At 49.6% G+C, this 21,712-nt stretch carries 16 protein-coding genes; 1 reads left to right on the forward strand and 15 read right to left on the reverse strand.

From position 1 onward, the window contains the following. Positions 1-144: 144 nt before the first annotated feature. The 12 genes from CA264_RS16650 to CA264_RS16710 form a co-directional block, all read right to left on the reverse strand. The gene (locus CA264_RS16650) at positions 145-1,950 is read right to left on the reverse strand and encodes a hypothetical protein (protein ID WP_025608525.1); all 1,806 of its coding nucleotides are present in this window, start codon (positions 1,948-1,950) and stop codon (positions 145-147) included. 12 nt (positions 1,951-1,962) lie between these two features. Then, on the reverse strand, positions 1,963-2,463 hold the full coding sequence (locus CA264_RS16655) for a DUF1905 domain-containing protein (RefSeq protein ID WP_025608526.1): 501 nt from the start codon (positions 2,461-2,463) through the stop codon (positions 1,963-1,965). 514 nt (positions 2,464-2,977) lie between these two features. Then, positions 2,978-5,161: a DUF4175 family protein gene (locus tag CA264_RS16660; protein ID WP_025608527.1), complete on the reverse strand. Its 2,184-nt coding sequence runs from the start codon at positions 5,159-5,161 to the stop codon at positions 2,978-2,980. Between the two features lie 2 nt (positions 5,162-5,163). Beyond that, positions 5,164-6,660 carry a BatA domain-containing protein gene (locus tag CA264_RS16665; protein ID WP_025608528.1) on the reverse strand — a complete coding sequence of 499 codons (1,497 nt, stop codon included), beginning with the start codon at positions 6,658-6,660 and terminating at the stop codon, positions 5,164-5,166. Positions 6,661-6,699: 39 nt separating this feature from the next. Then, on the reverse strand, positions 6,700-7,431 hold the full coding sequence (locus tag CA264_RS16670; protein WP_025608529.1) for a class I SAM-dependent methyltransferase: 732 nt from the start codon (positions 7,429-7,431) through the stop codon (positions 6,700-6,702). Positions 7,432-7,539: 108 nt separating this feature from the next. Beyond that, on the reverse strand, positions 7,540-8,436 hold the full coding sequence (locus CA264_RS16675; RefSeq protein WP_025608530.1) for a DUF58 domain-containing protein: 897 nt from the start codon (positions 8,434-8,436) through the stop codon (positions 7,540-7,542). A 595-nt stretch (positions 8,437-9,031) separates the two neighbouring features. Next, entirely contained in the window at positions 9,032-10,027 is a 996-nt protein-coding gene (locus CA264_RS16680) for an AAA family ATPase (protein WP_025608531.1), read from the reverse strand. A 381-nt stretch (positions 10,028-10,408) separates the two neighbouring features. Then, positions 10,409-11,026, reverse strand: coding sequence for a DUF4159 domain-containing protein (locus CA264_RS16690; RefSeq protein ID WP_025608532.1), 618 nt, complete (start codon positions 11,024-11,026; stop codon positions 10,409-10,411). A 102-nt stretch (positions 11,027-11,128) separates the two neighbouring features. Beyond that, positions 11,129-12,445: a TldD/PmbA family protein gene (locus CA264_RS16695; protein WP_025608533.1), complete on the reverse strand. Its 1,317-nt coding sequence runs from the start codon at positions 12,443-12,445 to the stop codon at positions 11,129-11,131. A gap of 65 nt (positions 12,446-12,510) precedes the next feature. Further along, positions 12,511-12,873, reverse strand: a complete 363-nt coding sequence (locus tag CA264_RS16700; RefSeq protein WP_025608534.1) for a four helix bundle protein — start codon at positions 12,871-12,873, stop codon at positions 12,511-12,513. Positions 12,874-12,921: 48 nt separating this feature from the next. After that, complete coding sequence (locus tag CA264_RS16705; RefSeq protein WP_025608535.1) at positions 12,922-14,568, reverse strand: TldD/PmbA family protein; 1,647 nt, start codon at positions 14,566-14,568, stop codon at positions 12,922-12,924. A 244-nt stretch (positions 14,569-14,812) separates the two neighbouring features. Continuing rightward, positions 14,813-15,307 carry a septal ring lytic transglycosylase RlpA family protein gene (locus tag CA264_RS16710; RefSeq protein WP_025608536.1) on the reverse strand — a complete coding sequence of 165 codons (495 nt, stop codon included), beginning with the start codon at positions 15,305-15,307 and terminating at the stop codon, positions 14,813-14,815. A gap of 316 nt (positions 15,308-15,623) precedes the next feature. On the opposite strand from CA264_RS16710, the gene CA264_RS16715 reads away from it, so the two are divergent. Further along, positions 15,624-16,532: a DUF72 domain-containing protein gene (locus CA264_RS16715; protein ID WP_025608537.1), complete on the forward strand. Its 909-nt coding sequence runs from the start codon at positions 15,624-15,626 to the stop codon at positions 16,530-16,532. 143 nt (positions 16,533-16,675) lie between these two features. Here the strand turns inward: CA264_RS16715 and CA264_RS16720 are convergent, their stop codons facing one another. The 3 genes from CA264_RS16720 to CA264_RS16730 all read right to left on the reverse strand — a co-directional run bounded on the left by CA264_RS16720 (position 16,676) and on the right by CA264_RS16730 (position 21,709). Beyond that, positions 16,676-18,763, reverse strand: coding sequence for a M16 family metallopeptidase (locus tag CA264_RS16720; RefSeq protein WP_084196273.1), 2,088 nt, complete (start codon positions 18,761-18,763; stop codon positions 16,676-16,678). A gap of 136 nt (positions 18,764-18,899) precedes the next feature. Further along, entirely contained in the window at positions 18,900-20,234 is a 1,335-nt protein-coding gene (locus tag CA264_RS16725; protein ID WP_025608539.1) for a M16 family metallopeptidase, read from the reverse strand. A gap of 275 nt (positions 20,235-20,509) precedes the next feature. Further along, on the reverse strand, positions 20,510-21,709 hold the full coding sequence (locus CA264_RS16730; RefSeq protein WP_157593724.1) for a hypothetical protein: 1,200 nt from the start codon (positions 21,707-21,709) through the stop codon (positions 20,510-20,512). Positions 21,710-21,712: the final 3 nt, after the last annotated feature.

The following is a 21,712-nucleotide window of genomic DNA, read 5'->3' on the forward strand; positions in this document are numbered from 1 at the left end:
ACCAAGATCTTTACAAGATGGCAGATTCTTTGTTTATTCAGTTATTTAAATTCAGTTATTCAAAATTATTCGCTCATTCACTCAACCACTCATCCAAAATTGATATGGAATTTCGCACGCTGCGATGTCTGTGTCAGCTCATATTTAAAACTTCTCTTCCAGCCATAGAAAACCGCTGCTCAGTACAAACAGCGCAAAGAACCATAGTAACGACACAGGCTCCTCTTTGTAAGCTACGGTAGCATCACCTGACGGTTTTAAACTTTGCTGCGCTGCAAAAGCTTGTGTGGCTTCTCTTCGGGCGGCTATACTTTCAGATTCCCAATCAGACGAATCCTGCACAAAGAAGAAGTAGGGCGCAGCATCAGCTGTTTGCACGTTATACCAGCCACTGCGGCGGGGCCAGAAGGTGCCGCTAAACTGCTCCGGCTGATACTGTTGCTGAGCTAACGGCAAGCTTATACTTGTAGAGTCAACTAGTGAGATGACGATAGCCGTAGGAGCTGCCGCACCTTCTGCCAAAGTATAATCCGTGAAGGCAAGTATAGTAGGCTGGTTGGGCTGTGGAAACTGAGACTTTGTTAGCTGCCAGAACTTCTCTTTTGCTTCCTCCTTTGCCAATCCGCTTAATAGGTGAGCCCAGTAGCTGGCGTAGGTTTCCTCTTTTCCCTCTAAAACCCAGGGGAACGTCTGCGGCACAAAACTCATAGCAATACTTCCCCAACCAGCGCGTTTGGCTCCGGCTAAATTGTTGCCATCATCTTCTGCTATAAGGCTTTTAACAGCCGTTGTATTTGCCAATGTATAAGGTGCTGCCGTGGCAGTAGCATTACTGTTATTAGCCCAGGAGGCGCGGGCATTGCGGGAGTCCTGCTGCGATAGCCGTTTGGTTTTAAAACCTGTGAAGAAGGATGTGCTACGGCTGTTAACAGGAGTAGCTGCGATAGTCAAAACACCTAAGCCATCTTCGGTAACGGCACGCTCCAGAGCTGCTCTTTCTGATGAACTTAAGTTTTGCAGTGCTTCAGGCTCAGTAATCACCACATCAAAATCCTGTAGCAGCTTGGAGGAAAGGCGAGATAGGTCTTTCTGTGGCATGTTGAGCCACTCACTTTGGCTAAGGTCTTTGCTAATAGAGGTGCGCAATGCCACCCGATGCTGCAGCTGCGCCAGGTGGTTCTTCAGAAACTTAAACTCAAAGTTCGGAGACGAAGCCAGTAACAGCACACCCAGCTCCTGTGTTGGCTCAACCTGCACAGGCACCTGCCCCAGCGTATCTACCTGCTCCCCCGACTTAGCTGTTAAAGTATAAACGAACCTGCCCTGCTGCTTGGGCTTATAGCGGAGATTGAAAGTATAAGTGCTATCGGTTTTGAATGCTACAGAATCCTGTGCTTTGCCAGCAGCATGAACGTATAGCTTCGTCGGTTTGGAGCTGGTCGATTTATACTTGCCTGCCACTTCTACGGTCTCACCTAACTTGATACTTTGTCGCCAGTTTAGCCCCTGCACACCAGCTGGAGTTGCGGTTAAATGTGGCTTTACCTGCAGGTTGTGTAGTTGCTGCAGCTCTTGTTCATTCAGGCCATATCCAAACAAATGCACTGTCTGTAGTCCCGGCTGCTTTTGGCGCAGGTTGTACAGAGACGCCAGCTGCTCTGCGCCATCTGCTGCTGAAGCCTCATAAGTATACAACTGTGGCTTTGCCTCCTGTTTTTGCAATAGAGCCTCAAGCGAATCAGCGTCATATCCTTCCGTTAAAAGTATGGCAGTACTGGGGCTGATAGCTTGTTCTGTAACTGGCGGAAATACCAGCAGTACCAGGCTTGTACCTGTCACAGCGCTTGCCAGCAGTCGCCACGGGAGGCGCTGCCGGTTAGGCCTGCGCCACGCCAGCCACAGCAGGAGCAGTACAACAGGTATCGCAAGAAGCCAGGTAAGGTATAGCATGGTGATGTATGATTAACGTGGAGGTAAGCCCAGCATCGCCCGAAAGTCTTCCTTCCCCTCTGGTAGCTTTTTCAGGTTTTCAATCAGTGTAATGGCTCGATCCACGCGTAGCTGTACGCTTTTGACGGCTCCCACATGGTTCAGCATGTAGCGCTGCATGCCTGGCTTTAGCAATAGAAACCGTCTGTTTCCCTCTTCATCCTGCCGTAGCAGCTCTTCCATCTCTGCAGGCATTTCGGTGCCGTAGGTGCTGTCGTCCTTTTCCAGTTTTACCGTAACTGTATCTTCAAGCTTTACCCCCAGCTCCTGCATGCGCTTTTTAGAGATACTGATGTAGGCTTTCCCTTCTCCCAAGGCCATCAACCCACACTGGAACTTCACTTTGGCGTTGACGGTGCAGTGCAGGCGCTGCTTTAATGTACCTAACTGCTGTACCACTTCCTGTGGGATTTCCAGGTAGTGCATACCGGGCAGGTGCTTTAGTAAGCCGATATGGGTTTTGAAGTTTATCATTTACTCTTCTTTATACTTTGCTTAGCTGGCTTTTATTATCAGTCTTCCCTCGCTAGCGTAAGTTCCTTTTATGCCGCAAGTCTTCAGACTTGTGTGCTTTTGTGGTGTTGAGTTTGTAACTCAACTGGCTTGAAAAGCCATACTTGTTGACCTCCGCTAATAGCATTTCTGGCGCAAGCGTCCGCTTGTGACCTAGACTGCCTCTGCTATATGCATCCTCAGCCAAGATATCCTTTCTAGCTTCCGGTTATCCTCCAGCTCACACATACCTACCGCTGCACTTTATTCTTTGGAGCGCTCACGGCCGCGGGGCCTCGTCCTCGGGCATCGCGCTGTGTGTCTGAAGCTGCTCCTCGCTCCGCTGCGGGCTGCCCTAGCGGGCACCGCAACATGCACAAGGCGCTCAACCCAAGGACTGGGATCAACTCCAGTAGCCAAGGTTCTAGGAGCTCCAACTAAGTTTCTGACCTCGCGGTGTGCGCAGCACCTACGAGCGTCTGGCCGCTGTCCATACTTACTGCTCAAGCTGTTTCATATACTCCTGTGCCAGCTTGCTTCGCATGACTTGCTTGGGCTGCGGTGTTTGCGCTGCTGGTGGTAGTAGGGCTGTTAAAGCGTGTTCTACTGTTGCCAAGCATGAGGCACACAGCTTGCCGTCTCCCGTTCTTACTTCAGAAATTAACTGTCGCATGTCTTGTAGTGCGCGGAGGTTCTGGCCCGGCGTGTTTACGGCCCGCTGTGCCAGTTCTTGTCCTGCCCGTTCCAGCAAGGCTGCGTCGCTGGGTTTATACTTGCCGTTTTGCTTGTATCTGGCCAGCCAGTTTAAGGCTGCTTTTGTGTCTGGATACTGCTGCTTTTGCTTTATGGTGTTGCGCTCATTTAGCGGCGTAATCTTGTTCAGCTCTCCTGTCAGGCGCAGTTCTGGCTCTTTGAGTGGTGGTGCCTCAAAACCTGTTTTGGCTACATATGCCCGCTGCGACTGCTGTACATCTTTCAGCATTCGGAGGGCCATGTACTCAAACGGTAGCGCTTCTTTCGGTTTAAATGTCCGCAGCCTTAGTTCTGCTTCCCACATCTGCGCCAAAGCTCCTTTTAGTTTTGCCTTTACGGCAGGCTCGAAGATGGTTGCTTCGCCTTCCTGGTCGTGCTTGTGCAGGTAAGGGTCTAGCAGTGCTTCCGGGCTGTTTTGGTTCTCGAACTCGGGATGGTCGTGGCCATCGCCTTCAAAATGTTGGGCCTCTTCGTGCCCTCCTGCTCCCTCTGGTATACCTCCTCCCGGACCGATGCCGCTTTCAAACTCCTCACCCAAAAATTTACCATAGCGCAGGCGCAGCAGCTTTTGGTCTATGCCAATGTTGTTTGATCGCTCCTGAAACTCAGCCTTACTGATACTTCTTTGCTCCTTTAGCAGTTTTTCTGTATCGATAATTATCTGTCGCTGGCTGCGGAAATATTCCGGCACCGGATTCACACCGGCTGTCATGTCAAAGCTGGCTTCTACAATGGTAGTGTCTTCAATCTGCACAAAAAAGGTTTCGGAGCGCGTGTAGCCGCGGTGGTTGTCCCAGGCCTGCAGGTAGAAGTATAGCTCATCGCCGAAGCTCATGCCCAGCTTTTGCAGGTCTAGCGTTTGGTTGATGCTGTAGCTTCGGCTGTTGCCGCTCAGGTTCAGCTTCATCTTCTCCTCCCGAAACTTTACTGCCTCGCCAGTGCCTTTGGCGACCGTAGCAATCATGTTGGCTTCCCGAATGCCGTAATCGTCGGTGAGCTTTGCCTGCAGGCTTACCCGCTGTGGCTCACCTAGCCGGATTTCGGTGTACTCTTTCGGCTTGCTGATTTCTATGGCCGGGGCCTCATCCGGAATTATCTCCAAGGTATAAAAAGCAGATTTCTGCCCGTTTAGGTTGATCGTGTACAGCGTAGGCTGGCTGAAGCTGCGAGAGAAGGTATAGCCTGTTTTGCTCTGCTTAAAGGTTTGTGCTTGCTGCTCATTCAGTTCCAGTTGCAGTGCTTTGGCTGGTTTGTTCGTGCGGATGCGCCAGTTAACGGTTGCCCCCTCTTCCACTCTTAAATTAGGATTATCTGCTTTATAAGCCTTCTTGCCAGTGTAAGCGGGAGGCGTAACAGTTATCTCAATCTGCTCAATAGTTGTAGCGGTATCAGCGGCGGCAGCAGGAGCATCGGGAAAAGTGATTTGTACTTCCGGGCTTTGCTTAGGATCGGGCAGTGGAGCTGCTGGCAAGTATAAAATTCCGGCTGTGAGTACCAGCGCTAAACCTAAGGCGACATAGGATGCGGTGCTGCGTAAGGTATAAGTTTTCTCTTTCTCTGGGTGAAGCTCCTGTAGCACCCCAGCTATTTTCTGCTGTTGCAGGCGCTGAAGCAGGTTCTGAGGCTCATGCAGAAGCATTTCAGTACTATCCTCTAAGGCAGGATACTGCCTGTTCAGGTGCCGGGCTACCTGCTGCAGGCTTGTTTGGCTAACGCTTCTCCAACGCAGGGCAACGTATAAAATAGCCGCTATAATCATGGAGATAGCCACAAATGCCAGCACAGGAACTTCAAAGCGCCACCTGGAAAATATGGCTATACCTACGGCTGCCACAGCTATAGCCTGCAGCGCATACAGCCACAGTTTCGCCTGCACATAGCGGCTGCGAATCTGACGGAGGATATGGATGCTTTGCTCAACTGCCATACTTATACTTTGCTGCGCCTTCCGGCTATAAAACGCTCTATTAGAAATAACATAAACGCTGCCAGCACTACCCACTTCAGAAGTGGCGCATGCTCTGCTTCTGGTGTGGCGGCTTTCATTAAAGTTGCGGTGGCCGTTGGCATCAGTTGCTGCTCGTCCAATGCCCGCATATCATACCTGGCTGCTTCGGCTTGTGGGAAAAGCAGCGGCAAGAGCAAACCTGGTAATTGCCCACTCTCCCCTAACTCGCTCCAGGCGGGGCCAAAGCCACTCCGGAACGTATACAACCTGCCACTGCCAATCTGCTGTGCACTGAGAAGTGCGTCGATGGCCTGGGTAGTCCAGATAGCTGTAGCATCGGCAGCACTGCTGCCAGTACTCACTTGGCGCACCAGTACCTCATTTCCAGCAGCCGTAGCCATACTTGCTTTTAGTCCTGATGACTTAGCTCTTTGCTGTACCCACACGTTTTGCCCCCGCGACACAGCCTGTTTTATACTTGTCGGTAGCTCCTCTTCCTGCAGCCAAAACAGCCAATCAGCATTTGTTATGTCAGGCTTAAGGTTGATGGGCTGACTAGTATAGCTGCTAATGGCTTGTAGTGCGGCTCGTAAGTACTTCACCTCCGCCTGCTGCGATTTGCTGGCAAGTACCGCCACCTGAAGCGGCTCTGCCTGTATTTTAACTTGGCTGGACGTGTTACCAGTGCTAGCTAAAAGTGAATCGCCCTTGAGTCGCAGCTTTAGTGACTGGTTCTCGGACAAGTTTATACTTTGTGTTGATGCCTTAATGCGATAACGGCTATAACTAACGTCCTCACGGGTGCTTTGCCCGATAAGCAGCAACAGACTATCAGGTGAAGTTTGCACAGCCGCTTGAAGCCAATCAGCAGTTGTGGTTGTGGCTACAGGTATCCAGCGGATGTTCTCTGGTATCGCTTCCGGGCGAGCTCCGGCAAAAAAGGTCTGCTGGTCAGATGTGAAAAGCCAAACGCTATCCTGCGGTTTTTTATACTTGTCGGCCAAAGCAGGTAAAAGGCTCCAGTAATTGCTCTGGTTGCTCAGCGTGCTGTCTTGGGTGCGAGACTTTAGTTGCTCCCATGCCTCCTGCGGAATCTTCTCAAAATCAGAAGTGTAGCTGTGCAAGGTATAGCCGCGTTGCAGCAGCGAGTCGAGCGTGGGTTGGATAGAGGCTCTTGCAGAAGAATACAGCAGCTCTGGCCCTACGTATACTACTTTTTGCCCCTGCACCTTCGGCTGGTGCACCCACACTGGCTGAGCCAATGCTACGGCCAGAAGTATAAGTATGAGGCAGCGCAAAAGGAGTAGCCACACATCATTCAATTTAATGCTACTCCAGCGCTTGCTTGCCGACGGCTCCAGCCAACGCAGGCTGCCCACTTTTACCCTCTTCCCCTGCCGCTTGTTCCACAGGTGAATGGCAACCGGAATAAGTATACCCGACGCTGCAAATAGCCAGTATGGTGCTAGAAAGGTCAATGTTGAATAACTGAATTTTGAATGGTTGAATAGTTTGATTTATACTTTGCCTACTTTGGCGATGATGTTAAACTTTACTTCTGTCTGTTGCTGTGGCCATACTTGCCGAAGCTCCTGTTCAATCAGCTGCACCGGGTTTTGGTGCTGTTTCTTTTCATAGTGCTTCACGGCAGACCAGGTGTTGAGGTAGTTGATGATGTCTTCTATCGCCCAGGTATAGTTAATGCTGAACTCCGGTACTTCTAGCTCCTGAAAGGGAAAAGGTACGGTCTGATATGCCTCATCAATGTAGCGCCGCTCCGGGTCCCAGTACTCACCGAGTATATCTTCATATAGTTTCTGAACTAATTTATCTACTTCTGAGCTAACGCTAATCAGGCCATAGCCCACTAATGCCAACACTCCCTCTGAGCGCAGCACCCGCTTTACCTCCTTATAAAATTTATCGAACTCGAACCAATGCACCGCCTGCGCCACTACTACGAAGTCAACAGAGGCATCAGCTAGGGTAGACTGCTCCGCCGGTTCTACTTTGTAAGTGATGTTTGGCATCTGCGCCGCGTTCTGAACCTGCTTTTCGCTCATGTCCGTTGCTACCACCTCTGCAAAGTGCTCCGATAGCATCCCCGCCATCTGCCCATTCCCCGTGGCACAATCCCATGCCAAGTGCTGCGCCGGAGCCAGACTCACCAAGTATGAAATTAGTTCTGCCGAGTACTGAGGCCTGTACTTCGCATAATCAGCGGCATGACCAGAGAAATTATCTTTCATTTTAGACACAAGACATAGGTATCACGACACAAGAATTTTTATTCAAAAGTCAATTATTCAACCATTCAAAAATAAATTCGCTCATTCACTCAATCACTCATTCAAAACTCACAACAACAGTCTCTTTTGCAGGAAAGTCCGCAGGGCTTTATCTAGAGGTTCGTCGGTTACAAACCTGTCGTAGGCTATCTGGCGGTTGCGCATATTCCGCTCCGTTGACTCCAGCCACTCCTGTTGCCGCTGTAAGTATACTTTGCGCTGTTCTGCTGTACTTACCTGCATCGTTTGCCCCGTCTCCAGATCCTCAAAGGTCAAGGTGCCACTGAAAGAGAAATTAAGCTCATTCCGGCTTATCAGGTGAAATAGCTGCAGCTCATGGCGCTGTGCCCCTAGTTGGTAAAGCAGCTCTGTTATCTCTGCCTCCTGCTCATACAAGTCTGTCAGGAACACCGTCAGTTCCTTCTGCCGTCTGTCTGCAAACAAGTTAGCTGCTGCCTGTGTATCCGGGAATTTACCTTCAGGCTTTATCTCCGTTAGCTGATGCCAAAAGCGCTGCAGGTGCATGTTATCAGAGCGTGGCGTCAGGTTGATCAGCTGGTTCTCGTGCAGCACGTATAGCCCCACCGCATCGCCTTGTGTGGTAGCCAGGTATGCGAGCGAAGCTACCAGAAAACGTGCGTAATCTATTTTGCTAATACCGTTCTCATCTTCATGCCCAATCGAGGCGCTGCCATCCAATATAAAACGCACTGTGATGTTGGTGTCTACTTCGGCTTCACGGATATAATAGCGGTCAGAGCGGGCAAACATTTTCCAGTCGAGCTGCCGCAGGTCGTCGCCGGGTTGGTAGCTGCGGTACTGGCTGAACTCCAATCCAGCCCCACGCCTTAGGCTTTGATTCTGGCCCGCCATAAAGCCTTCCACTACTGTTTTCGCCAGTAGCGGCAGGTCTTTTATCTTTGCCAGGATCTTTGGGTTGATGAATTTGTTGGAGTGGTTTGCCATTGTGCCTCTCTTATTCTACTTTCTATGTCTTACTGGCGCGAGTTTTCAACTCGTGTCTTAAAATAGTGTTGAGTTTGTAACTCAACTGGCTCGCAAAGCCATCCTTGGTAGACTCTGCTAACAACCTTTCTGGCGCAAGCGTCCGCTTGTGCCGTTGACTGCATCTGCTTTCCGCATTTTTAACCCTGCTGCCGCTAGCTTGCAGCTAGTGCCTACTATAGTATAGAGCTTCCAACCCTGTTGGCTTACAAAGCCACACATGTACAGCTTCAGCTATACTTGATTAAATCTTGTTGTCGCAACCTCAGCCAAGCTAATCTTTCTAGCTACTGCTTATCCTCCAGCTCCCAAACACCCAATGTTTCACCTTTTGCCTTGGAGCGCTCAAGCCTGCGAGGGCTCGTCCTGGGGGTAGGGGCCCTCGATAAGGGCCTCGCGCTGCTTTCCTTTCCTGCCCTCGTGCCTCGGGCTGCCTCACTCCGTTCGTCACCGGAAACTCTCGAGGCGCTCAACCCAAGGACTGGGATTAGGTTCGATAGCTTCTGATATGCGAAAGCTAGCTAACCAATTCATCACTCATAATTCCCCGCAGGGCTTAAACTAACACTGCTTTCGGCAGTTTTATACTTTGCAGCAGTTCATCTACTACTCGATCTGGTGTGATTCGCTCTGCTTCGGCGGTAAAGTTGACCAGCACACGATGGCGCAGCACGGGGTAAGCCATTGTTCTAATATCATCTTCCGTTACTGCGAAGCGACCATGTAGCAAGGCGCGGGCTTTGGCGGTAAGTATAAGTGCCTGCCCAGCGCGTGGACCTGCTCCCCAGCGGCAGTAAGTTTTCACAAAATCTACGATGGTGCTGTCGGGGCGGGTGGCGCGAACGATGTGGTTTACATACATAAGCAGTTCTTCACTGATGTTTACCTCTCGTACCAGCTGCCGCAACTGCAAAATTTCTTCGCCACTAATGCTTGGCTGTACCTGTGCCTGGCGTGTGCCTGTAGTATTGGCTAGTATGTTTAACTCCTCCTGCTCCGTCGGATACTTTATTTTGATGTAGAGTAGGAAGCGATCTAGCTGTGCCTCTGGCAGCGGATAGGTACCTGCCTGCTCAATTGGATTTTGGGTGGCCAGCAGGAAGAATGGCTTTGGCAACTCATAGGTTTTGCCAGCATAGGTTACCTCATACTCCTGCATGGCCTCCAGCAAGGCCGCCTGTGTTTTGGGCGGAGTACGGTTTATCTCATCTGCCAAAACAATATTAGAGAAGATAGGCCCTTCGTTAAACTTGAAGAAACGTTTGCCGGTAACATGGTCTTCTTCCAACACCTCTGTACCGAGTATGTCGGTTGGCATCAGGTCTGGTGTGAATTGTATCCGGCGAAAGCCTAGTTCCATGGCGTTGCTTAGTGTGCGCACGAGCAGGGTCTTTGCCAGTCCCGGTACGCCTTCCAGCAGACCATGACCACCAGCCAACAAGGTGATCAGTACCTCGTCTAGCACTTCTTCCTGGCCTACAATTACTTTCTGTATCTCCTGCTTTAGCTTTGGTAGTTTACTCAGCAGGTGGTGTATGTCTTGTTCAGTCATTTTAGTTTGGTTAATGACTTTGAATGCTTTGTAGTTGAAGCCGTTGTCTGCTCAACTTATTTTGTATTATAGCTCGCCTGTCCGGCGGGGACCTACTTTTTTTCTTGACAAAAAAAGTAGGCAAAAAAGTCAAGACAATTTTAAACTCGCTGATCGCTCAAACAAAAAATCGTCGTTTGTGCACCTGGCAGATGTAATTTGTTTCATAGTTCATGTGCTAATATGTATGCTGTAACTGTCTTCAATCATTTACTACTGAACTTATAGTTATAAATCGACAGCAGTTGGGAACTCCTCTCTCGAAAAGAGCGCAGGAATGTGTTAGATCGTGCATGGAAATCCTGTTGATCCTAAAATCCTGCAAATCCTGATTCAGACAAATCAGCTCGTAAGGGCATACATAATGATGTTCACTCCGAACTTAGTGTTATCCTCCGCTAACCACCGCTTATTCCGAAAGTCGTAGTCCCATTCGCAGCCGTAGTCTTTGTTGCTATACAGTACCGCTATGCGCCCATTCACTTCAATGGCCTTCAGGTAATCATGCACAAGGTCGTCGCCCCAACCGTTTAGCTCAAACGAGGTAGTTGGCGGACCTTCTTCGAAGGTGAAGAAAGACTTGTAGAGCTTGTGGTTGTTAGGGAGCTTCTTTAGCGCGTTTGCCCCAAATATCTGCCGCATCTGCTCTTCGAAAGAACGGGCAAACAGTCCATCTACGTCGTGGTTGCAATCGTCTACAAACACAAAGCCCCCATTCTTCACATAAGTCTCGAAGTTCTGCCGCTCCTTCTGGTTAAACTGCACCAGTTTATGGCCGCTCAGGTAACTGAAAGGGTACTTAAACAGCTCCGCACTTTCCAACGATACCACCTTCTCCTGCTCGTTTACCGGCACGGTGGTGTACTGGATAAGCGAGTGCAGCAGATTGCTGGGCATACGCGGATCAGTATCCCAGTTGCCGGAGCGGTATTGCAGGCGTACAAAAGTAAAGGGGAGCACTTCGGGAGTTTTGAGTTAAGGGTTCTGAGTCTTGAGTGTTCTTAATACAGATGCCGCACGCAGCGGTGCTGCATACGGCATCCATAATATAAATAGCTGCTTTTACACTGCGTCAGATAAACTGGTGAACGTAAAGTCACGGATCTTCATTGGCGGAATTAAGCTGCCGCTGATGCGCTGCGGCTTACCAAGTGATTCCAGGTTGTTCAGCATAATCACTGGGCTTTCGTTAAAGCGGAAATTCTTCACCGGGTACATAACCTTGCCATTTTCGATATAAAACGTACCGTCGCGGGTAAGGCCTGTGTAAAGCAGCGTTTGCGGGTCTACTGCTCGGATGTACCAGAGGCGAGTTACCAGGATACCTCGTTTGGTATTCTTGATCATGTCCTCAATAGACTCGTTGCCGCCCTCCATGATTACGTTGCCTGGAGGCGGAACAGAAACCGCTCCCTTGTTAGAGGCCCAATAACGGGTATTGTACAGGTTCTTTACGACGCCTTTATCGATCCAGGTAACTTTCTGCTGTGGGCGGCCATCACCTGCGAAGGGAGAAGACGGTACTTCTAAATTGTTAGGATCTGAATAAACAGTGATACGTTCGTCTATCAGCTTCTCGCCTACTTTAGTCTTGCCACCGGCTTTGCTCAGGAAACTGCGGCCTTCTTCAGCAGCACGCTGATCCATGTTAAAGAACATGTTTTGTAGCAGGTCTATGGATGCGGCAGGCTCTAATATAACCGTATACTTGCCAGGCTCCAAGGCTTTAGCGTTACGTGAATTAGCGGCTTTATCGGCAGCTATTTGAGAGGCCTTTCCTGTATCTAGTTTGCTGATGTCGCTGTAGTCCTGCGTTACATAGCCAGAGCCGGTGCCATCATCTGTACGCATGGTAACAGAGAAATCTACGGAAGTAGAAGGATGGTAAGCGAACAAGCCTTTGTTGTTCATCTTGGCCGTGAAGTTGGTATAGTGCTCCAGGAATCCGGCAGCAGTTAGGCCCTTGTCAGCTGCTGCTTTTATACTTTTAGCGGCGGCCTCGGCGCGATAGGCCGGGTCTACTTTGGCCGTACTGTCGAAATGCTCTTTGGTAACAATGTACTTCTGTGGGCCTAGCAGCTCGATGTACTCGGGACTTTCTGGTGCCAAACGAGCTATTTCTTCGGAACGACGAATAACCTTCTCCAGCGATTTATCATCAAACTCGTTGATGGTTGCCACACCTGAGCGCTTGCCAAAGCGCGATTCTACGGCCATCGACACGTTTTCTTCTGAGCCGCTGGTAGATACTTCGTTTCTGGCGTAGCGGATGTTGCCGCCTACGTTGCCGTTAAGCGTGATCTCACACTCATCAGCCTTTGAAAAACTCAGCGCCTTCTTAAGTATGGCCTGAGCTTCTTCTTTACTTAATATTGCCATTTTTTGATGTCTTTGCTAAACTTTAAACTGGACTACTTTATCAGTTCTGAGTCTTGAGTTCTGAGTCACGAGTTGTTCTCTTTTTGCTGAGAAGTAAGAATTATACTTTTCAGAATCTTTATCAACTCCTCGCTCTCCCCGTGTATGCTGTTGAAAGCATCTGGTTTAATATAGTCTGAGTCTTTGAGCAGGCGCAGCCAATAGCTTGTTTCTCTTGCTTCTTTTAAAGCCATACTTAGTTTGTGCCTGAAGTCAGCTTTGCTTTGTCCTCCCAGAGCTTCCTCCACGTTGGCTCCTATAGAAGTACCACTTCTTAGAACTTGCTTTGCCAATATAAACTCCCGCTGCTCCTGCGTTAGGTGCTTATAAAGTTTGATGATGCGCAATGCGAAACTATAAGATCTGGTAGCAATGATGCTTTCAGCCATAGTATAAAGTGTAACTCAAGACTCAGAATTCAGAACTCATGACTCGCGCTAAATTTTGCGCGCTGTGTTGATCACGTTCACGCCGTTGAAGCGGGTGTGGGCAGAGCCGTGAGACACTGCACTGATCTGGCTAGGCTGCCCTTTGCCGTCGAAGAACGAGCCGAACAAACGGTAGTCGCTTTCGTCGCAGGAGCCAGCGCAGGAGTTCCAGAATTCCTGGGTGTTGCTCTGGTAAGCCACATCCTCTAGTGGTCCAACAATTTTACCGTTCTTGATCTCATGAAACGTGGTGCCACCAAACTGGAAGTTGTAACGCTGCTGGTCGATAGAGTAAGAGCCACGGCCTGCGATGTAAATGCCTTTATCAACACCGGCAATCAGCTGATCCACGTTTTTCTTCTCTTTGCCCGGAGCCAGCGAAATGTTTGCCATACGCTGGAACTGCACGGAACTCCAGTTGTCGGCGTAGCAGCAGCCATGCGATTCTGGCTCGTCAATGATGTGTGCCTGGTCGCGGATAGCCTGGTAGTTTACCAGCACACCGTCTTTGATCAGGTCCCACTTCTTGGTTTTCACGCCTTCATCATCCCAGCCAACATAGCCGAGTGAGCCCTTTTGTGTTTTATCTGCAAAGATGTTTACCTTATCAGAGCCATACTTAAAGTTCTTGGTTTTCCATTTATCCAATGTGGCGAAGGAAGTACCGGCGTAGTTAGCTTCGTAGCCCAACACACGGTCGAGCTCCAGCGGGTGGCCAACAGACTCGTGAATGGTAAGGCCAAGGTGGTTCGGGTCGAGCACCAGGTCATACTTGCCAGCCAGTACTGATTTTGCGGTTAACTTCTCTTTCGCCTGCTTGGCAGCAAGGGCAGCGTCTTCCAGCATATCATAGGCGTAGCGGTAGCCATTCAGGCCAGTGCCTTCCGGACCTTTTATCTTTTCAGATGCCTTCGGAATCATATATTCCCAGCCCATGCCCATTGGTGCGCTGAGGGCCTCGCGGGTTTTGAATTTGCCAGAGGCTTTGTCTACCACTGTAACCGTAAAGTTTGGCCAGATGCGGTGGATGTCCTGGTCGATGTAAGAACCTTCAGTAGAGGCAAAGTACTTCTGCTCGTTTACCTGGAAGAGCGCAGAGTTAACGAAGTTGGCTCCGTTTTCCATTGCCTTGGCGTTGGCAGCCAAAAGCAGGTCTGCTTTCTCGCCTACCGGCACTTCGAAAGCACTTTTCTCGATGGGCGTTTTCCAGCTAACTTCACCATAGCCTTTTACAGGTGCCAGCTGTACCGGCTCTTTCTGTAGTTTGGCATTAGCCTTGGCAATGGCCACGGCTTGCTCAGCGGCCTTGGCTACACCTTTATCTGATACATCAGAGGTAGCGGCAAAACCCCAGGTGCCGTTGGCCAGCACACGCACGCCTACACCATACGATTCGGCGTTTACGATGTTCTGCACCTGCTTTTCGCGGGTAAACACATACTGCTGCAGGTAACGGCCAATGCGTACATCGGCATAAGAGGCTCCTTTAGATTTCGCCGAGTTCAGGGCGACATCAGCCAAGCGCTTTTTAAGGGCTACATCCACAGTTTCGAGTGCTCTTTCCGGCGAAATTATATCGCCAAACACAGGAATGGATGGCAGCATTAAGCCGCCGAAGCCCAGCGCCGATAACTCAAGAAAGTTTCGTCGTTTCAAGGTGGTAAAGGTTAGTTATAGTTAGATAAGTTTAGTTTTAGGTAACTAATAATAGGTATTCTATTCTGCTTATCAAAGTTTCGCCTCTGGCTATAAGCTAAATAGCAGAAATTTATAGATGAACCTCCGACTGCCTTCTACCAACCGCTGGGCATAAAAAAAGCGCAAGACCTCTACAGGACTCGCGCTCTATCAATAATTGGGTACTCTGTGAAGAGGCAAGGGCTTTAGAGCCGCCTTCGCCTTAGTTGTTGCTGGCCAGTTCGGGCTTCACCTCTGAGGCAAAGTCATAGTCAGCAAAAGAAGCTACATCAAAAGAGAAACCGGCAGCAGAAGCCAGATCAGCCTCTGTTTCCAGTACTTCGATTTTTACATGCCCAATGCCTTTGCTGTGGAATTCGAGCTCGCGGGCTGCAGCTTCTGAAACATCAATGATGCGGTCGCCCACAAACGGGCCTCTGTCGTTGATGCGCACGATAACAGATTCGTTGTTATCGAGGTTGGTCACTTTTACCTTTGTGCCGAAAGGAAGGGTTTTGTGCGCGGCGGTCATGGCGTTTTTGTTGTAGCGCTCGCCGCTGCTCGTTTTTCTGCCGTGGTAGCGGCTCCCGTACCAGGATGCCTCTCCTTTTTGGCTTTTAAGTTTGCCTGTGTTTCCGCTGGCAAAAATAGGTTGGCCGATGCCAATAAATAGAAAAATGATCAATGAAAAAATAAAGCACTTTCTATTATGATTCATATCACTTAATAGTTGGTGAAGCCGCAAAATTACGGAATTTGTTTTTAAACGAGGCCTTTTACGCTATTATTGCTGGAAGGATGGAGGGGGATACAGGCTCAGACGCTGCATTCGCCTTAAGTCAGGTAATGAGAAAATGTGCGTTTACAGCGCGTACAGCAACATTTATGAGGTATATTCTATATGAGGAGTGACCTATAAAAAATAATGAAAAAAAGTTCGAATTGCAAAGCCGCCGCAGCGTAAAAACCAGTAAAAAGGGGAAGTACCTGATGCTGCTTTGCTATATTCGGCTTGTTAAAAAGGAGGAGAAACTATGGATTTCGGAAGGCTTTCAGACATCAGCCGTGTAGACTTTACGCTGCCACCCAACCACCCGGAAACGCTGCCGCTGTTACAGCAGTCTGGCAGCTACCTGAAGCCAGAAGTATACGTGGGCTTGCCGGTGTGGGTAAACAAAGCCTGGGTAGGCAAATACTATCCACCTAAGATGCCTGAAAAGGAATCGCTGCAGTGGTATGCCAAGCAGTTTAACACCATAGAGCTTAACAGCACGCACTACCACATCCCCAGTCCCGACACCATCGACCGCTGGCGAAACGTGGTGCCGCACGGGTTTAAGTTCTGCCCGAAGTTTCCGCAACTTATCAGCCACGAAGCCGCCCTGCGCAGCACCCAAGATGTAACCGCTGCTTTTTGCGGAGCTATCGCTGGCCTGGAAGATAAATTAGGTAGCGCCTTTCTGCAGTTGCCTCCATACTTCGCACCCAAACAACTGGCTGACCTAGAAGCTTTTCTTGCCTTTATACCTGAAAGCATACCTGTTACCGTAGAGTTGCGCCACGAAGGCTGGTTTACAGACAACGTAGCGAACTTAGAGCTCTTTGAGGTGCTCGAGAGGTATAAAGTCGGAACAGTATTGACCGATGTGGCCGGAAGGAGAGATGTGCTGCACATGCGGCTTACCACGCCTTCAGCTATGGTGCGTTTTGTGGGCAATGGCCTGCACCCCACCGACTATACCCGCATTGATGCCTGGGTAGAGCGGCTGGAGGAGTGGTTTGAGAATGGCCTGCGCCAGCTATACTTCTTTGTGCACGAGCCAGACAATACATTGGCCCCGGAGTTAGCCACTTACCTCATTGAGAAGCTGAATAAGGTATGCGGTTTTGATCTGAAGTTGCCGAAGAAGTATGTGCAGCCGGTGCAGGGGGAGTTGTTTTAAGAGAAGGGAAGTTTATCCACATATATAAGCATAAATATGTGGGAATGTGCATAACTGCCGCCTAGAACAAGAAAAAGCGGCTGCCCCGATGGGGGCAGCCGCTTTTTTATGATCAGCAAGTATAAATCCTGCTTTTTAAGAAACTACAGCTTAAAGGTATCGTCGCTTAGGTTCTTGTTTACCTCAACGGTTTGTACTTCAGCTTTAATTGTCTGAGGGCCAACAACAGTCTCGGTTACATAAGGAAACTTCACGCCGTTTACTTCTTTGTAATTGCCGTAAGTCTTGGTCTGTGTGATGATGCCTTGCGGCGTCTCCAGGTTATTTACCTCTTTTAAGCGCAGGCCAGTGTCTTTAGCGAAGTAATGTGTGGCTTTCTGGCCGTTTGGCTGCGTTACCTCTACTGCATAAGCTTCTGTGCCGTTTACATCTTCAACACCAGTTAACTTGGTTTTGATGCCAAGCTTGTCGTACTGCAAAGCAGGGAACAGGTTAGCCTCCAGTTTCTGTGTTTTCAACTCATCGGCAGTAAGCTCCTTGTTTACGCCTTGCATCGGCGCTTCCATTTTACCTTTGTCGCCGTTGATGATCACACGCTGCATCGGATTGTTGTTCATCAGCACCTGCATGGCAAACTTATCGTTGCCTTTCTGCTGCTGCTTAAACACCAGCGTCATGCCCTGAATGGTAGCGTTGCTTGTGATCGACACATCCTTCAGCTTCTCGATGTTCGCTTTGCCACCAATCGCCTTGATATAATCAGCAATCACTTTATCAGCCGTTAAACCAGCCGGAACGCCCATGGCTTTGCGGTCTACTTTGTTGCCTTCAGCGTTATAGTAGGTGATCTGGTTATCGTCTTTGTCGAACTTCTTCAGTTTATCAGCTATTTCAGAAGCATTACCTACAGCCAGCACGTACATTTTGTCCGGGTTGATATACTTCTGCGCCACGCGCTGTACATCGTCGGCCGTTACAGCCTCCACCTTTTTCAGGTAATTAGCATAGTAATCTTCCGGCAAGCCATAACGAGCGGTGTTGATAGCGTAAACAGCAACTGTAGCAGGGTTCTCTAGGCCACGGCCAAAGCTACCCATTATGTAAGCCTTCGCATCGCGCAGCTCCTCGTCGCTTACGCGCTCGCTGCGGATTTTGGTAAGCTCGTTCATGAACTCTACCACGGCACTGTCAGTCACAGCATTACGCACGTTTGCGCTGGCATTAAAGCGGCCCAATATTTCATCGTTGTTAATAGATGAATAAGCGCCGTACGTATAGCCGTGCGTTTCGCGCAGGTTCTGGAACAAACGAGAGTCCATGCCACCACCCAAAATGTTGTTCATCAGCGAAGCTGCCACGGCATCCTCAGCACCTGGCTTCAGGTCGGCAGGGTTTGTCAGAACCAAAGAACTTTGTACCGCGCTCGGGCGATCTACTATAACAACCTGCGTTTTTTCCGGGGCTTTAGGTAGTTCGAAGTTAATATCTTTTACCTCGCCTTTCTCCCACTTAGCAAACGATTTCTTCAGGAGTTTTTTCATCTCCTTCGGCGTTACGTCACCTACCACAGCCAAATATCCAATGTTTGGCTTGTAATAAGTGTTGTAGTAGTCCTGGATGTCCTGCAGGGTGATTTTGTCTACCGTCTCCTCGGTCATTACCTCCCCGTAAGGGTGATCCTTGCCGTACAGCACCATGTTGCGAGTGCGGCTGGCGATAGCATCCGGATTATCTTTAGACTGAGCCAAGCTGGCTTTCATCTGCTTTTTAATTTTGTCCAGCTCTTCTTGCGTGAACTTCGGGTTTAACAGTGCATCTGTTGTCAGGTCTACCAGCGTTGGCAGGTGTTTCTTTAAAGATGATGCGTTAAAGCCTGTAGAAGAGAAGCCAAGGTCAGCACCAATAAAGTCTACCTGCTCGTCAAACTGATCTTTGGTGCGGTTGGTCGTGCCAGTACGCATCATCTGTCCAGCAGCCTGTACATAACCAGCTTTGTCGCCTTCCAGAATCGGATCACGGTCCAGCACCAGCGACATAGACACCACTGGCTGCTTGTGGTTTTCTACCACGTATACTTTCAGCCCGTTCTTCAGGGTAAAATGCTCATACTTGCCCAGCTCTATCTTTGGAGCCGGACCTGCAGGCGGAGGAGTAGATTGTTGTGCCTGGGCAGGCATAGCGCATAGTAACGCCAGCGCCAGAAATGCTGCACTATATATTTTCTTTATCATAATTGTTCTCTTTTAAAATGGACACAAGTAGCAAGACGCAGGACACAAGATTCTTCAGGTCATGTAACTTTTCTAATACACCGCAAATCGGAAGTCTAGCGTCTAATATCTTATGTCTAAAATCTAAACTAAACGTCTATTTCGGTTGAGCTGACTTTGGCAGGTAGTGTAGCACTACACGGTTGTCTTTAGTGAGGTACTCCTTCGCTACGCGCTGGATGTCATCTTTCGTCACCTTCATGTAGCGCTGTAGCTCTGTATTGATCAGGTTGGCATCACCGAAGTATACAGCATAGTTGGCAAGGCTTTCGGCACGGCCAGCTACAGTGCTGTTCTGCTGCACAAAGCTGCTCTCAATCTGGTTCTGTAGTTTCTGGAACTCACGGTCAGAAAGCGGTTCTGTTTTTACGCGCTCAATCTCTGCGTTCATGGCTTTCTCCAAGTCATCTACTTCTACACCCATATTGGCGATAGCAAACGTCAGGAATAGGCCCGGATCTTCTGTTGGGAAAGGAATAGAAGCTGCAGCCACAGCTTTCTGCTGCTTATCTACCAGTGCCTTTGGCAGGCGAGCACTCTCACCACCAGATAGCAATGTAGTCAGCATAGAAAGTGCATAGAAATCATCCGTTCCCTGCTCCGGTACATGGTATGCCTGGATAACAGCTGGCAACTGAATGTTATCGTAAACAGTTTTACGGCGCTCTTCTGTCTGCTTAGGCTCTACCACGTTAGGGCGAGGTATTTCTTTGGTGCCTTTCGGAATACCAGCAAAATACTTCTCGATCATCTTTTTGGTTTCCTCTATGTTGATGTCGCCGGCGATAGAAAGCGTCGCATTGTTTGGCACATAGAAGGTCTTGTAGAAATCACGGAACTCGTCGATGCTGGCAGCATTCAAATCTTCAAAAGAACCGATTGGCATTGTTTTGTAAGGGTGCTCTTTGAAGGCAAGCGAGAACACATTCTCACCCATAGAACCGTAAGGCTGGTTATCGATACGCTCACGCTTCTCTTCCTGTACTACTTTGCGCTGCGTCTCCACACCTACTTGGTCAATCTTGGCGTGCTTCATACGCTCTGCTTCCAGCCAAAGGCCAAGCTCAACCTGGTTAGACGGCAGCAATTCGTAATAGTAAGTACGGTCGAAAGAAGTGTTGGCATTAAGCGCGCCACCAGCTTTTTGTACCAGTGAGCTATACTCCCCACGGTCAATGTTCTCAGTGCCCTCAAACATCAGGTGCTCAAAAAAGTGTGCAAAGCCTGAGCGTCCTGCTACCTCGTCCTTAGAGCCTACGTGGTACAGCACTGACACTGCTACGTTAGGCGTAGATTTGTCCTGGTGCAGGATTACGTGCAGGCCGTTCGGGAGCGTGTACTCCGTGAACTCAATCTTGTTGCTCTTGCTCTGCGCCATCGCCGCCAGGCTGGTGGCACACCACAAAAGGCAGATGATAAACTTGCGTTTCATGTGTTTTTAAGTTGTTTTGATAAGAGTGAATCGGCATAAGCCGGTCTTGCAGACGCGATGCTGCAAAGTATAAAATTAGCGTTAAACTGGGGGAAAAGCCAGTTTACACCGGACGCAGAGCCGCTGTTTCGGCCAATCAAGGGCGGTTGCAGACGAACCTGTTGATTCCATAGACGAACAGCCCCGCAGTAGTTTTGCCACAATGGCAAGCGGGGTTTCGGTGCAGAACAGGCAGGGGAGAAGCAAGTGCTTTACGTGCGTGCGCTATGCCTGCATCAGAGCAACTGCTGCAGCTGGCTTACCACGTAGTTCTTCGGCACGTTTACCAAGAGCGACAGCACAAAAAAACAGAACAAGGCATACTTCACCCTCACGATCTCACGGGATGCATCCGGCAGTTTCACCAATGTGTACAGCAGGCCTATAAACACAGGAAAGCTGAAAGGCGACAGTAGTCTGTAGTCCAGCTCATCGAAACGGGAAACTATGCGCAGCGCCAGAATCGCCCCCAGGTATAAAAAGGCGACACCAAAGCAAGCGGCAGAGAATCGGTCTGCCACGGCTTCCTGCCAGAAGCTGTAGCGTGTCCTCACCTGCACCACGATGTATAGCAGTAGCAGTAGCTGCAGCAAAGCAGTAGTATAAAGCAGGTAGTCCGGTTGGTTTTGCGCCCTGTATTCCCGTATAACCAGAAACTCATTAAACAAGCCCTTAAGCAACATGAGCACAAAGCCTCCGGCACTTTCTGTTTCATCTTTCAGCCTGTCGAAGCCTGTTATAAAGCCGCTTAGCCTGTAGTTCGTATACAGGTAAGCGGCTGCTAGCAACGCCAGCAGCGTGGTAACTACCAAGAGCTTGCCGGCCACTTTGTACTTGCGTTTGTAGCTCCAGTAGAGCCCCAGCAGCGCAGGCACCCCAAACGAGAACGCCCCCACATAGCGCAGCAGAAAGAGCGAAAGGCAGATCAGAAAGATAACCAGCACATGGCCGTTGGTGCCCCTGCCGGCCCATACCTGACTGGCCACGTACGCCAGCAACAGCAACCCCAGCAGAAAAGGGGCCTCAGACCAGGTAAAGCTGTACACTTCCAGGTACGTATAGGCGCCATACACAGACGCCAGCACAAAGGCATACTGGCGGCAAAGGTGCCGCAACAGCAGGAAGCCGGCCCCTATAAAAAGCAAGTTCAGTATCTTAGAGGCCCAGTACACATCCAGGCTCGTAACCTGTGAAAAGAGGTAAATGAGCACGGGGTAGCCAACAGGCCAGGCAGAAAAGTAGTGCCTGCCGGCCGTGCCTTCGTTTGGCACATAAAAGCCGTGCCCATCCTTTATGTTCTGGGCTAAATCAAGATAAGCCTGAGAGTCGGGGCTCACGTAGCCGGAGCCATGCACGTTAAGCCTGAAAAGGATAACTGCCACCATCACAGTGTACAGCAACAACAGCAACAGATCCGCCCTTCTAGATTTCTCCATCCG

This window comes from Pontibacter actiniarum (assembly GCF_003585765.1).
GTDB classification, from domain to species: Bacteria; Bacteroidota; Bacteroidia; order Cytophagales; family Hymenobacteraceae; genus Pontibacter; species Pontibacter actiniarum.

Bases quoted from the DNA above. Each gene is read 5' to 3' on its own strand.
- CA264_RS16675 (WP_025608530.1), bottom strand. From the start codon at position 8,436: ATGGCAAACCACTCCAACAAATTCATCAACCCAAAGATCCTGGCAAAG.
- CA264_RS16670 (WP_025608529.1), bottom strand. From the start codon at position 7,431: ATGAAAGATAATTTCTCTGGTCATGCCGCTGATTATGCGAAGTACAGG.
- CA264_RS16695 (WP_025608533.1), bottom strand. From the start codon at position 12,445: ATGGCAATATTAAGTAAAGAAGAAGCTCAGGCCATACTTAAGAAGGCG.
- CA264_RS16730 (WP_157593724.1), bottom strand. From the start codon at position 21,709: ATGGAGAAATCTAGAAGGGCGGATCTGTTGCTGTTGTTGCTGTACACT.
- CA264_RS16680 (WP_025608531.1), bottom strand. From the start codon at position 10,027: ATGACTGAACAAGACATACACCACCTGCTGAGTAAACTACCAAAGCTA.
- CA264_RS16660 (WP_025608527.1), bottom strand. From the start codon at position 5,161: ATGGCAGTTGAGCAAAGCATCCATATCCTCCGTCAGATTCGCAGCCGC.
- CA264_RS16710 (WP_025608536.1), bottom strand. From the start codon at position 15,307: ATGAATCATAATAGAAAGTGCTTTATTTTTTCATTGATCATTTTTCTA.
- CA264_RS16715 (WP_025608537.1), top strand. From the start codon at position 15,624: ATGGATTTCGGAAGGCTTTCAGACATCAGCCGTGTAGACTTTACGCTG.
- CA264_RS16700 (WP_025608534.1), bottom strand. From the start codon at position 12,873: ATGGCTGAAAGCATCATTGCTACCAGATCTTATAGTTTCGCATTGCGC.
- CA264_RS16650 (WP_025608525.1), bottom strand. From the start codon at position 1,950: ATGCTATACCTTACCTGGCTTCTTGCGATACCTGTTGTACTGCTCCTG.
- CA264_RS16720 (WP_084196273.1), bottom strand. From the start codon at position 18,763: ATGATAAAGAAAATATATAGTGCAGCATTTCTGGCGCTGGCGTTACTA.
- CA264_RS16655 (WP_025608526.1), bottom strand. From the start codon at position 2,463: ATGATAAACTTCAAAACCCATATCGGCTTACTAAAGCACCTGCCCGGT.
- CA264_RS16725 (WP_025608539.1), bottom strand. From the start codon at position 20,234: ATGAAACGCAAGTTTATCATCTGCCTTTTGTGGTGTGCCACCAGCCTG.